This window comes from Cognatundibacterium crateris, assembly GCF_010078235.1.
Taxonomy (GTDB): Bacteria; Pseudomonadota; Gammaproteobacteria; order Burkholderiales; family Burkholderiaceae_D; genus Undibacterium; species Undibacterium crateris.
On the sequence record NZ_JAABOS010000001.1, the window covers coordinates 439,360 to 453,048 of the forward strand.

At 49.9% G+C, this 13,689-nt stretch carries 10 protein-coding genes; 1 reads left to right on the plus strand and 9 read right to left on the minus strand.

Annotation, left to right across the window (positions count from 1 at the left end; translation table 11 throughout):
* Positions 1-71 precede the first annotated feature (71 nt).
* The 7 genes from urtD to EYB48_RS01920 all read right to left on the minus strand — a co-directional run bounded on the left by urtD (position 72) and on the right by EYB48_RS01920 (position 8,294).
* Positions 72-914 (minus strand): urea ABC transporter ATP-binding protein UrtD, encoded by an 843-nt coding sequence (gene urtD / locus EYB48_RS01890; protein ID WP_235934871.1) that lies wholly within the window; start codon positions 912-914, stop codon positions 72-74.
* 8 nt (positions 915-922) lie between these two features.
* Positions 923-2,008 (minus strand): urea ABC transporter permease subunit UrtC, encoded by a 1,086-nt coding sequence (gene urtC / locus EYB48_RS01895; RefSeq protein WP_162018576.1) that lies wholly within the window; start codon positions 2,006-2,008, stop codon positions 923-925.
* Positions 2,005-3,624: an urea ABC transporter permease subunit UrtB gene (urtB, locus tag EYB48_RS01900; protein ID WP_162018577.1), complete on the minus strand. Its 1,620-nt coding sequence runs from the start codon at positions 3,622-3,624 to the stop codon at positions 2,005-2,007. Before urtB ends, urtC begins: the two co-directional genes overlap by 4 nt.
* 168 nt (positions 3,625-3,792) lie before the next feature.
* Complete coding sequence (gene urtA, locus EYB48_RS01905; RefSeq protein WP_162018578.1) at positions 3,793-5,046, minus strand: urea ABC transporter substrate-binding protein; 1,254 nt, start codon at positions 5,044-5,046, stop codon at positions 3,793-3,795.
* A gap of 515 nt (positions 5,047-5,561) precedes the next feature.
* The gene (gene hmpA / locus EYB48_RS01910) at positions 5,562-6,740 is read right to left on the minus strand and encodes an NO-inducible flavohemoprotein (protein ID WP_162018579.1); all 1,179 of its coding nucleotides are present in this window, start codon (positions 6,738-6,740) and stop codon (positions 5,562-5,564) included.
* A gap of 61 nt (positions 6,741-6,801) precedes the next feature.
* Positions 6,802-7,800 carry an alternative oxidase gene (locus tag EYB48_RS01915; RefSeq protein WP_162018580.1) on the minus strand — a complete coding sequence of 333 codons (999 nt, stop codon included), beginning with the start codon at positions 7,798-7,800 and terminating at the stop codon, positions 6,802-6,804.
* A gap of 41 nt (positions 7,801-7,841) precedes the next feature.
* Positions 7,842-8,294 carry a group III truncated hemoglobin gene (locus EYB48_RS01920; protein WP_202927631.1) on the minus strand — a complete coding sequence of 151 codons (453 nt, stop codon included), beginning with the start codon at positions 8,292-8,294 and terminating at the stop codon, positions 7,842-7,844.
* A gap of 337 nt (positions 8,295-8,631) precedes the next feature.
* Between EYB48_RS01920 and EYB48_RS01925 the strand changes: the two genes are divergently transcribed.
* Positions 8,632-9,051, plus strand: a complete 420-nt coding sequence (locus EYB48_RS01925; RefSeq protein ID WP_162018581.1) for a hypothetical protein — start codon at positions 8,632-8,634, stop codon at positions 9,049-9,051.
* Positions 9,052-9,745: 694 nt separating this feature from the next.
* Here EYB48_RS01925 and EYB48_RS01930 read toward each other — a convergent pair.
* Both EYB48_RS01930 and EYB48_RS01935 read right to left on the minus strand, forming a co-directional pair.
* Positions 9,746-12,166, minus strand: coding sequence for a hypothetical protein (locus tag EYB48_RS01930; RefSeq protein ID WP_162018582.1), 2,421 nt, complete (start codon positions 12,164-12,166; stop codon positions 9,746-9,748).
* Entirely contained in the window at positions 12,159-13,091 is a 933-nt protein-coding gene (locus EYB48_RS01935; RefSeq protein ID WP_162018583.1) for a PIN domain-containing protein, read from the minus strand. Before EYB48_RS01935 ends, EYB48_RS01930 begins: the two co-directional genes overlap by 8 nt.
* Positions 13,092-13,689 lie beyond the last annotated feature (598 nt).

The following is a 13,689-nucleotide window of genomic DNA, read 5'->3' on the forward strand; positions in this document are numbered from 1 at the left end:
TTTTTCCATGAAAATGATTCGTCTGAGGCTGCTATCTTTGTCCGTCCCCGATTTATCCGAGGCGCGACAGTTCATCGACCAAGATACACTTCGATGACTCTGTCATCCGATTGCACCTGCTGCATGCTGCCCTGGGCCAGCACAGCCCCTTCATGCAGCACTGTGACTATGCCTTGCTGTGCAATCTCAGCCACGAAACCCATGTCATGCTCGACCACCATAATGGAATGCTTGCCCCGGAGTTCATTGAGCAATTCGGCAGTTCTGGCGGTTTCAGCATCTGACATACCCGCCACCGGTTCATCGAGCAGTATCAGCTGGGGCTCCTGTATCAATAACATACCGATCTCCAGCCACTGCTTTTGTCCATGCGACAGCAAGCCTGCCGGTCTGGACTCCTGTCCGGTCAAGCGAATCAACTGCAAGATGGCAGCAATTTTGTCGCGCTGCTCACTGTTAAGCCGCGCGAACAGGGTAGTGCCGACCCGTTTATCCATCTTCATCGCCAGTTCCAGATTCTCAAACACGGAATGTTGTTCAAACACGGTAGGGCGTTGAAATTTTCTGCCTATCCCGGCATGGGCGATTTCGACTTCTGTCATGCGGGTCAGATCCAGGCTTTGCCCGAAGTAGGCTGTACCGGAGCTGGGCCGGGTTTTGCCTGTGATGACGTCCATCATGGTGGTTTTTCCGGCGCCATTAGGGCCGATAATGCAGCGCAATTCACCAACTGAAATATCCAGATTCAAATGATTGATGGCTTTAAAGCCGTCAAATGAGACAACCACATCTTCCAGATACAGAATGGCGCCATGGCGGGTGTCGACACCTTCAGGTCTGACCCGGCCATACGACACGCCCTGATCGCCAACCGCTGACACATACTGCGCTCCCGGGCGCAAGATGCCACTCATCACATAGCTCATGCGGTCTCCTTAGATTTTTTGAATTGCGCAATCAGACCGAGTATGCCTTGCTGCATAAACAGCGTAACCAGGATGAACAACAAACCCAGCGCATACAGCCAAAGGTCGGGAAAGGCCGTGGTGAACCAGCTCTTCAGACCATTCACGGTGAATGCTCCGATAACCGGACCCAGCAGGGTGCCGCGTCCACCAACTGCGGCCCAGATCACCATTTCTATCGAATTGGCAGGCGACATTTCCGAAGGATTGATCATGCCAACCTGTGGCACGTAAAGGGCACCGGCGATACCGCACAACATGGCAGACAGGGTCCAGACGAAGAGCTTGAACCACAAAGGGTCGTAGCCGATGAACATCAGGCGTGATTCCGAATCCCTGACCGCCTGCAACACCCGGCCCAATTTGGAGCTCACGATCCAGCGGCATAGCATTAAGCTGGCCAGCAATATGCCCAGCGTCACCAGATACAACACTGCCTTGGTATACGGTTCAGTCAGACTGAAACCCAGTATGCGCTTAAAGTCAGTGAAGCCATTATTGCCGCCAAAGCCAGTATTGTTACGGAAAAACAGCAACATAAAGGCAAAGGTCATGGCCTGGGTGATGATGGAAAAATACACCCCCTTAATCCTGGAGCGGAACGCAAAATAACCAAACACAAATGCCAGCACCCCGGGCACCATGACTGCAAGCAGCATGCAATACCAAAAGTGCTCAGTCAGCGACCAGTACCAGGGATAGGTTTTCCAGTCCAGGAAGACCATAAAATCGGGCAAATCACTCTGATACACACCTTCACGACCTATCGCCCGCATCAGATACATACCATGTGCATAGGCGCCCAGCGCAAAAAACACACCGTGACCGAGTGACAAGATGCCGGTGTAACCCCACACCAGATCCAGGGCCATCGCAGCCAGTGCATAACACATGAATTTGGCGATGATCGCAATCGCATAGCTGGACACATGCAAGGCATGGCCAGTCGGAAAAACCAGATTCAGTAAGGGTAAGCTTGCTGCAATAGCCGCAATGACTAAGATGCCAGCCCATGCGGGACGGGAAAATAGTTGAGACTTCATTCCACGCTCCTGCCTTTGAGTGCGAACAGACCCTGCGGCCTGCGCTGAATAAAGATAATGATAAAGACCAGGATCACGATTTTTGCCATGACTGCGCCCGCCACCGGTTCCAGGAATTTATTCAACTCCCCCAGGCCAAAAGCTGCGATCACTGTACCCGCCAGCTGACCAACACCGCCCAGCACCACCACCATGAAAGAATCCACGATATAGTTTTGCCCCAGATCCGGTCCGACATTGCCCAACTGCGACAGCGCGACGCCACCCAGTCCGGCGATACCCGAACCAAGGCCGAAAGTCAGCATATCAATACGCCCGGTCGGCACACCGGTACAATCGGCCATACGGCGGTTCTGCGTCACTGCGCGCAGAAACAAACCGAGCCGGGTTTTGTTCAGGATCAGCCAGACTGCCAGCACCACCGCCAGCGAGAAAGCGATAATGATCAGGCGGTTATACGACAAGACCAGCGAACCCAATACCGTCACACCACCGGACATCCAGCCCGGATTGGACACTTCCACATTTTGTGCGCCGAACAGGGAGCGTACACCTTGCATCAGTATCAGACTGATGCCCCAGGTGCAGAGCAGGGTTTCGAGCGGTCGTCCATATAACCAGCGGATTACGCTGCGTTCCAAAATGATCCCAACTCCGCCAGACACCAGAAAGGCTGCGGGCAAGGCCAGTAACAGATACGCATCCAGGGCAGCCGGGAAATAGGTGCGGAACAGCAGCTGGCACAGATAGGTGGTGTAGGCACCTATCATCAGTAATTCACCGTGGGCCATATTGATGATGCCCATCAGGCCAAAGGTGATTGCCAGCCCGAGCGCGGCCAGCAACAGCACGCTGCCCAGTGAGATGCCATAAAACAGGTTTCCGGCGAACTCCATTCTGGCCAGCCGGGCTTCTATCGCATGCAGCGTCGTGACCGCGGCGATACGTATGCCTTCATCCGCCTCACCATAGCTGCCATCCGCTTGTTGTGCCAACATTGCTTGCAACACCGGGATCAGCTTGGGATTCGAGCTGTTAACCAAAGTTTTGACAGCCGCTTTTCGTATAGCCGGATCATCTGCCTGCAGATTGGCGGTCGCAATCAGCATTTGCAGCAGATTGCCAATCTCTGCATCCGTCTCTTTGACATAGGCCTTATTCAACAGAGGGAGCTGTTCCGGCGTCGCCTCTTTTTGTAAATCCAGTGCCGCTTGCAAGCGCATGCGCCGTTCGGGGGAAAATAACTTCATGCCAGATAAAGCACTGTCCAGCGCTGCACGCAGACGGTTATTCAGCGCTATCGGCTCGGCACCATCGGGCAGTGCAACGATACGTTCATCTGCCAGCGAGGTAACCCGTTCTCCATCGACGATAAATAAAGCGTCGTCTTTCGCATACAGCGCTTCGTTTTTCATCGCATTGAGGATGGCGACAGCCTGTACATCAGCCTGGGCCGCCAGTTGACTGACGGCCTGTATGCGCGCATCGGTATCGTCGCCGCTGAGCGCATTGCGCATAGCGGGTGTCAGCATCGCTGCTGCGTTCGCCCATGTTGCTGTACACAGCAGCACCCAGGTCAGAACCAGCAAGGTAGTACGAAGAGACTTTATAGGCATAAGTGATCGTAGTTTGTTGGGTTTGCTGCGGCATCAGAACCCCAGCGCACCTGACGTGCATCAGCAGCACTCCGGACATGCTTGATGACTTAGCGCGTGATATCCGGAGCGGGCAGGGTGCAAGGGAATAGCCGGTGATGTGCTTCAAATCACAGCACCGGCAAGGGCTTACATTTTTTGTTTGGCTTCATTCCCGGCTATGTAAGGGCTCCAGGGCTGGGCACGGATCGCTGCCTTGGTTTTGTACACCACACTGAACTGCCCATCTGCCTTGATCTCGCCTATCATCACTGGCTTGTGCAGATGATGATTGGTTTTATCCATCGTCAGCTCAAAACCCGATGGCGCCTTGAAGGTCTGGCCGCCCATGGCAGCGATGACTTTATCGGTATCGGTGGACTTGGCCTGTTCCACTGCCTGCTTCCACATATGAATGCCGACGTAGGTTGCTTCCATCGGGTCATTGGTGACGACGGTGGCAGCATTCGGTAGTTTTTTGGCGGCGGCATAGGCTTTCCACTTTTTGATAAATTCGGCGTTGACCGGATTTTTGACTGACTGGAAGTAGTTCCATGCAGCGAGATGGCCTACCAGCGGTTTTGTATCTACACCGCGCAATTCCTCTTCACCGACCGAGAATGCCACCACCGGCACGTCGGTCGCTTTCAGCCCCGCATTACCCAGCTCTTTATAGAAAGGCACATTTGAGTCACCGTTTATAGTCGAGATCACAGCGGTTTTGCCACCGGCTGAGAATTTCTTGATATTGGCGACGATAGTCTGGTAATCCGAGTGACCAAACGGTGTGTAGACTTCATCGATGTCGCTGTCTTTCACGCCTTTGCTATGCAGGAAAGCACGCAGGATTTTGTTGGTCGTTCGCGGATAGACATAGTCGGTTCCGAGCAGCACAAAGCGTTTTGCTGCGCCGCCTTCCTTGGACATCAGATATTCGGTCGCCGGTATCGCTTGCTGATTCGGCGCCGCGCCGGTATAGAACACGTTTTTCTCCAGCTCTTCACCCTCATACTGAACCGGATAAAACAGCAGACTGTTCAATTCTTTAAACACGGGCAGTACCGATTTACGTGATACCGAGGTCCAGCAGCCAAAGACCACCGCTACTTTGTCCTGGGCGATCAGTTGACGTGCTTTCTCTGCAAACAGTGGCCAGTTTGAGGCCGGATCGACGATCACGGGCTCCAGTTTTTTACCCATTACGCCGCCTTTGGCGTTGATTTCGTCTATCGTCATCAAGGCGACATCTTTGAGTGAAGTCTCCGAGATGGCCATGGTGCCGGACAACGAATGCAAAATGCCGACTTTGATGGTGTCAGCGGCCAGGGCCTGGGACATCCAGCCGCCGGCGGCCAGTGTCATTGCTGCGACTGCGGTTGCTTTCAGAACGATGCGACGTGTCATGGTGACTCCTGAGGGTGGTTGAAAATAAGAGACTGCCGGTTTTCAACTCTCATTTAGCAGATAGCGTGCCAGCTTTTGTGCGGTGCAATATACACCCCCTCTGGCAACGCTGAAATGCCGGATTAAAACATGTCGCTCCAGAGAGAAATGGGAGATAAAAAACTGCCTTTCTCCTAGATAGGCTCAACGTCTACATTGCATAAAAGTGGCGTTAATCGCTGTCAGAACGCGGTTCCGCATTGAGGGTGAGCCAAAACAGGGAAGAATATTTCCGGATAAAAATTTTCAAAATTTTTTCACGAAAAAGCTCTGCATTTCAGTGCAGCTGCGTGCCGAAACTGTGCGAAACCCTGTTCAGCGGTTAGCAATTGCCTGAGCTGGCAAGGGGAAGAGCGGAGGAGGGAAGTTCTCGCTCGCCCATTGGCACTCACTGTGGCAATGGCCGAGGGTAGTGCAGATAAATCACGATGAAATCATTGTGGGCAGCCTAAATACCGACCTGCTTACCTGCTGGTCTATTGCAAGGCTTCAGCAGGTCCGAAAAATTCATAATGACGATGTTCCTCAGGCAGACCAAGCGCAATCAGGGCCTGATGAATGGCACGCATGAATGGCTTAGGCCCCAGAAAATAAGCATGGGACTGCGCCGGTATCCAATGCTTTAAGTGTTCCAGCGATGGTCGGCCACAAACCACATCGCCTGTGCCATCAGCAGCACCATCTTCCAGCACGATATGTTTGCGGAACTGCGGATGCTCACGCTCCCATTGCGACAAAGTGGAGCTGAAAGCCTGTACTTCTGCATTCCGAGCATAATGGATGAACACGACTTCGCGTTCTCCTGCCAACAGAGCCGCCTCGCTCATCGCCAGCGTAGGGGTAATGCCGACGCCGCCAGAAATCAACACCAAGGGCGCCTTGCCGGATTTCAATACAAACTCACCAGCCGGCGGAAACACCTCCAAGACCTGACCAAGCGTTACCTGATCATGCAAATAATTAGAAACGACGCCACCGGTTTCTCGTTTGACACTGATGCGCAAAGAGCGGCCATCGGCGTGCTGCGACAACGAGTAATTACGGCGTACTTCCTGTCCGTCTATCAGTAATTTCAGTCCCAAATATTGGCCGGGCTGATAATGAATCACCGCAGCACCATCCAAGGGCTCCAGGTAAAACGAGGTGATTTCGCTACTTTCTGGCTGCTTAGCGACGACTTTGAATTGACGGGTACCACGCCAGCCGCCGGGGGCTGAAGCGAGTTTGTCATATTCACTCGTTTCAGCCGCAATCAGGATATTCGCCAATTGCCAATACGCCGCACCCCAGGCATCGATCACCGCATCGGTGGCGACTTCCGCGCCCAGCACTTCGCGGATCGCACGTAACAGACAGGTGCCAACGATAGGGTAGTGCTCAGGCAAAATCTGCAAAGCCACATGTTTTTGTATGATCTGTGCTGGCAAGTTTCCCATCGCAGCCAGATTGTCGATGCAACGTGCATAGCGCAAAATCGCGTTTGCCAGCGCTCGGGCCTGAGTTCCCTGTTGCTGATGGGCCTGATTGAATAAAGAGCGGACTTCCGGATAGTCGCTCAACATGATTTTATAGAAGTGCTGGGTCAGCACCTCACCGCCGGTTTCCAAAATCGGTACTGTGGCTTGAATAATAGAGATTTGCTCAGGGGACATCATCGTTGACTCTTTTCTTAATAAACGGAATAAGGGATTAAAGGAATTTGCTGGCATTACATGCTCAGGCAGCACGGGGATCGCTGTGATAAAACTCCACACAGACACTGACTTTGCCTAAGGGCTCAACAAAGTGATCTTGCTGCGGGGCCAGGTAACCGGGATTGCTGGCATCAAGCACTTGTTCAGAATGGGGTTCCAAAAAGGTCAGCTTCAACTGGCCCTGTTTCACCCGGATCACGCCCCATACGTCGCTGGCCGTGTTATGGCGTCGTTTCAAAGCGGCCGGCAAGGTCGTTTCATTGAAATCAGCGGTCTTACGGTAGGGCGTGACAGCTGGTTTTTCAATTTCCAGCGTCGATGCATGCCAGGGGTAGGGTGCCAAATCAGAGTTGAGATCGGGGCTGAGACCGGAGTTGGCAGCCTGATCACCCAACTGTGCGGCGAAGCCGTGATTCACATCACGATGATGTGCCTCATCTGCCCTGACGACTAAAACTACATCGCGCAAAGTCGCATTGGCAGGCAAGCCCCAATACTGCAGCGCGATAGCCGGTGCTGGTACATTGGCACTGCGGCCAGCATCGATTTCGTTCAAATAATGGGTGTAACTGATGACCGCTTCCTCTTCGAAATAGCCAACCAGCCGGTGCGCGGTACGTGCACTGAACAAATACAAAACAAAGAAGCCGATATAAAACAGCCATTGCACCAACAGGATCAGCCAGCGCTCAAACAGCGTAGGCTGAGCGACGGCTACGAAGGTCATCAAGTGCATGCGCTCGTTTTCCGCTTCTTCCATTAAGGTACGGATCCAGCCGCGGTCCGCTTCCAGCTTACGCAAACAACGCAAATGGGTCAGTGTCGCACCAACCATACCGGGCACCGCAGCCACCGTTTCTAATACGATCGCTCTGTGACCATAGCGCTTCGCAAAAAAAGTATCCGCACACCAGCGCAACAGCTTGGTCACGCTCAATGCAAAACGGTCAGACAGATCGCCAGGTTGATGATGTACGGTCAGGTCAACCGCAGGAATGGTGGGGGTATTAGCTTGTGTCATGATCTTTATCTCTTCATCTCTTCAAATATTCAGTGAATACCTCATACCGGTATAGCTGTAGTCGGCGCTGGCGAAATCGGGACAGAACGTGGTATGTCCTGATAAATACCAAACAGTGAAAACTGCAGGCTCTTGGCGATGTTCTCCGCCTTACTCAGCATCGCCTCTGCCAACTCCGGTACCAGCAGCTCAGTACAGGTTTGCGACCACAGCCCCAGCCAGCTGACAAACATCTCAGGCTGAATCGACGTGACGTGACGCATATGCGCCTGCACAGGTTTACCGTGATAACGGCCGCTGCTCAGCATGATGGAAGACCAGAAATCAACCATCTGCGCCAGATGTTGCGGCCATTTAGCGGCAGGAATAGCTGCTTCGAATACAGCCGATAATTCCTTATCCTGCTGCACCCGCTCATAGAAACGGCGAACAAGCTGAATAACTTGTTCTTCGCTCACAGCCTCAGCAGCTTCATTACTTTCAAATGCCATCATTACCTCCATGAAATTCAAATACATTCATTTGAAATGAATTTTAATGCGAAAAAGAATTAGATGCAAATTAAATGAATCTTTAAGGACTTGAGACCGGCACCTGCATTTCCTGCGAATGTTCCTAAAACGGGTGTGTTGATTGCTGCTGGCTAGATACATCAACTTTTAAGCAAAAGATTGATAGCAGTTAGCGTTATTTTCTGATTACGCTGGCTTTCTGGGAATGGGTGTATTGCAATCGAGCGATAATATAAGCACAATATTCATTAAGAACAGACTCGGTATACGAGGGATAAATGCAGAACATCAAATATGGTTTCAGTCCAGAGGCACATTGATGGATCTAGAGCAATGTTTTAAACAGCCGGAGAATCAACGTAAGGAATGTGTAGACTTGGAGCTAAATAACATCAAAGTACGTGCAGAGATTCAGGAGATTCAGGCTAAGAAGGGGTTTGTTTGGCAGAAATATTTCACCGTATATGAGGCCGCTCCAACTTTTGAGTTTAATTATTTTTACTTTGATGGACGAATTTACTTTGATTTTTATCCTGCTGCATTTGTTCGCCTTAGATTACCGCAGGAATTGGTCACGGAGTCACCGAAAATACCGCCATATATGTCGGGCATCGAGCAATTATGCGGAGTTGCAGCACTATCAGTGATGCTGATTGCTTCCGCGCTGATAGCCACGTACAAGCGATATACGTCCCAGACTGGAGCTAATGCTAAAGGCCTGTCTAGTGCCAACTCATGAGCAGGCGCCTAAAAAAGAGAGATTGCTGATCCTCCAGTGCACAGCAGACTTAGCAGTAAAGTAGGCAAGGATGAATCAAACTACATTTAACAATCCAGAACCGTTTCCTGATGTAATTTACTGTAGTTAGTCAATAACGTATTTTACATAATATAAATTATGCGAACTATATGTAGTTTGCCACGTGTTGCGTTGCCATAAAAACCTAACAAAAAACCAATTTAACAAATGGTGCTTTCTTGTGTTGCTTTTACTAATACAACGCAGAGATGATCATCCAAATCTCAACGCTTTCAGTTTCGCAAAGCCTGTCCGGACAAGTTTCATGCGATGCTGGCCTACATCAGCAATTGCTGACTCAATCTCGAAGCCGGGACGTAATGATTTTGAAAGTACACTTCAAACCGCTCACCCTGGGTATGATTAGTTAGCGTCTCTCCACCTAACGCAGTGTCGTTTCGCCAGCTTACAACATCTCCCTGTTCAACAGTATCACCTCCCAACAGCTCAAAGATTGAATACTGACTGTTATCGGTCAACACCGCCACCATGCCCCGAGCATGATTAATATATTTAATTACGCCTTTCAATTACTCCCCCACCTTTCAAAACATCTTAAACATTCATTCAGATAAAGCCTAGACGACGCTTATCCAAATTGCTCATGCCCAGCTGCATAGAGTTGGCATATACTTCAACTACCTTCGCCATATTTGTACTTGCGTAAAGCAAGATCTTCGTCAGCACGCTGCTTCTCGTATTCGATCATGCTCTCCAGATTTTTCGTGAACCATCGCGCAAAAATCTGTACATGGGGGGAGTCGCAGGCTTCCCACAACGCGATCTCTGAGCGCTTGTGCTCAAACGCGTTCACCATCCCATATTCCCCCGACACTACGCCGGTAGATCTAATGCAGACAGCGACTTCGTTCCATTGCTCTGATCCCTCTGGCGTAACTTTGATAATCGCCTTACAAACTTCGAAGATCGCATCAGATCCATCGTAGGCGCGAAGGATAGCCAATACGAAAGCAATGTCCTCTTCGTTGCCTCCTGCAACGAATTTCAATAGAATCTCTTCTAGAGGCTTCTCAAATTTTGTGAATGTAGCTGTTATTAGCCTTGCCCCTCGATACGTGAACATTCCTCGTTCTTCTTCGGCAAAGTCACTCCGCATCGCCTCCAATAATGCGCTAGGCACGTTAGTAAATACTTTATCTAACATATGAAGGTCGTATGGAATAGCTTCAAATCTTAAATCGTCGGGCGAGCTGCCTGAGCCGCCTGCAACTTTCCGACCAAGCTTAGGTTGTTCCCGTGCTCGCTTAAGACGCCCGACAAGATAGTCAAGCACGGATTGCACGTCCTGCTCTGCGATTGCAAACAAGATTTCCTCTGCCTGATAATTCAACACTGAAAGCGATGCTAATGATGTCAGCACTTCGGAACGCTCGTCCGAAGACATTGAGCAGACCAAAGAGCGAAAGCTACCACTGAACCAAACAATGGTAGCCCATCGTGTATCGCCATGTTTAGCCAATTCACGTAATGCATGCATGAAGATCGCTTTGGCTTCTAAGTGTCCTTCCACATATAAACTGGCAGCCACTCCCATTACTTGGACGATTGCACCCGGATCATCAAGCAATACGCTCTTAGTAATTACGGAGTCCAAAATTCCTAAACGAGAAGCTCCCACATTAAACAGTGACTTGGCAATAACATTCAGATTTACACCTTGCGCAAGCCAGCCCTCTATAATCGATTCAACCCTCTTGGACTCCTCGCTTGTCCACAGGCCACGTAACAGAGCAACGAGGAATGGTGACATGACCTCCGCGTGTGCAGTTACAAGCTCTAGCGCCAGCACTGGCTTCTCCCGACCAATTGACTCTAGGAAATCAAAGTAAACCGGAAAGGTTGCCAGATCATCGGAACGGGTCTTTGAAAATTCTAGGATGCGAGCACGCCAATGTTCACAGGTCTTAGAATTAATTTCTTCAACATATTTTTGAGCAGCAGCGCGACGCGTACTATCGGTGTAGTCCCATGCAGATTTGGAACGGCGCAACTCCTCCCAATTACCAAAAATACCTTCAAAGCCGATTAGCTGTTTATAGATTTGATACTCAGCATGATCCAACAACACGTCACGCACAGCAAGGGCAGCTACTTCAATTGCGGGCGAAGCTGCATGATAATAATTCCAATATGCTTGATGTTCAATTTTCTGAACCAGCGGCAATGGTTCATTCGGAACAAGCTGACGAAGAAAGGTCAAAACGTTCAGAGCATCGCGATCAAACATCGATGTAGTTTCTGAGTCAACAATCGGCCTTTCGTGACGAGTAGCCTCATTGAGTGCATTAAGTACCACCTTTCGATATGCGACCGATGCCTCTAGGGAGTACATTCTCTTCAATAATTCAATCGTAGCATCACGCATCTCCGCAATGCCTGCCCCACTCATGATCTCGCCGCGACTTATGGTTAACGTGCTGTAAGTCCAAGAATGTCCCTCCATAGACGGAGATAACAAATTCCGAAGAACACTCAAAATTGGCTGTGCATTTGCCTTCAACTGAGAGTCAACCATCAAAGAAAAATGTTTCACAACTCTGGATTGGGGCTCAGCGCCGAGTCCGCGTTCACCATAAAAGACATCTAAATCAAACTTTGCAAGCCTTTCAAGCATTCGTGCGGCTTTGCCACTGACCGCGTCATCAATGGAGCTGGATAACTCAAGAAGAAAATCAACGACAGACTCAATGTACAGATATCGCACCGGATTTAAGACGTCAATGGCTTCGCGAATAAGATGACTAGCCGATCGGTAGCGACGCATTGATTCTGCAATCGGTGTGCCCTTTTGAGTCAGTATCCTTGATGGAATAGCACGTACAAATGTCAACAACAATGGCACAACTGCCCTATGAAATCTTGGTGCCAGTACTGCTGCTGTCTTTAGCGCCCAAAAAAGTTCATCGTAATCTGCGCTGTTTGTAAGGACGGTTTCTACTCGGCGATATTCTTCGCTCAGGCGAAGCGCTACGGCCTCGGATCTGTTGTCTATCAGGTGAGAAAGTGCCGCTAGTCGTAATTCAAAGTCAATCATGAATAGCTTTCATCAGAAGCTCCAGCACCAATGGCTCTTGTGCTGCCTGCTTAGCCAGCGCTCTATTTGTTGGAATGAGGTGGCTTCCAGTGTCCACCATGACTTCAGAAAGAACGAGAGTCTTCGCTTCATGCTCGGCGAATAATCGGTTAACGCCAACTCGCTCAAGCGTTGCAAACAGCTTTTCTTTGCTCGGTGAACCAAGCACCTCGTTCATGCCCAGCACGATAATATCAACTTTATCAAAGGATAAGCTCCGAAGCTGATCCAACGGAACCATCGCCGCTGTCGGTACTGGCATACGTATTGGCGAGACAGCGGTAGCCCTCTCAATTTCCGCATCCAGCTTCTCAACGTCATCCCAAAGTTCAAACCCGGCATCGGCAAGTGCGGCTTCAAGTTTGCCGTCTACGATCAAAACACAGTGTCGGCCAGTCTTTGCCTTTACATCCAGTGCCGCCTCTAAAATCCATGAATCGGGTATATCCTTCCGCCTGTTTTCACGAATTTCTCGATGATTGAAGGGTGGTTTTACGCCAAAGTAGCGTCCCCATGCATTACTGGCATGGTCGGACGTGATCGGCAATATCTCAACCTTATTATCAGCCAGATATTTCCCGAATACTCTGCACGAATTTCGGTCCACGTCTTCCTTAGTTGGCAGCAGCAAATCAGGCTCTGGAAGACCGTCAATGAGCATTGCTATTTGGCCGCGTTGCATTTCCCTAAGTGTAGTCCGCATTTTTTCTGCCAGTTGGGCGTGCTCGTCCACAAGTTGAGTCCGACGCTCCTCCAGAGCTATATATGGGATATAAACCTTGGCGACGCCTTGCTGCACACGCTGAAGAAGTCGTTTGAAATTAGGGTGGCCGAATGGTGTCTTACGCAAAACGCTGGTGTCGAAGATAACGTGGAATACATTCATTTTTTATTAGCGTGTCTTTTTTTAATGGATCTAGAGCGATCTAGCAGCAACATTAGTCCAGCTAAACATCGCCGGCGTCAGCACAGACACGCCATAGCGCAAATGGAAAGCGTTTTGGAAGATGCTGCTGCAGCATCGTCACCCTCTCATGGAGTATTCAAACACCACTGATATTCATCCTTTTGTACATGGAGGGTCTGGAAGCTGGATTCGAACCTGCGCCCTTATGTTAAAGGCCAGAATTCATTCGCTGAACTTCCTTGGAGTTGCCATTCTCCTTCCCTATTTTTGTATGAGAATGAAATCCTTTCGAAAGGGCAAAGATAAAGACGTTAAATTACAGATAAATTAAATAGTTGGCAATATCGAGTGCATTATTTTTAAATTGTGGCTTCAACCAAGTCGTGTTGCTTGAAGCGGACAATTTCATTTATTTGTGCGACAACACGCAACATATGGAGTGAGTTTCTCTGAAAACCATTGAACTGCCTGTTGCGTGAGCCCTCATATCAAGAGCAACAGGTTGAAATAAATGTGGGTAGCAACAAAAACGACAAAATTTTGTTGGTAATTTCTGCTCTAAGGCGTTGAAAAATAA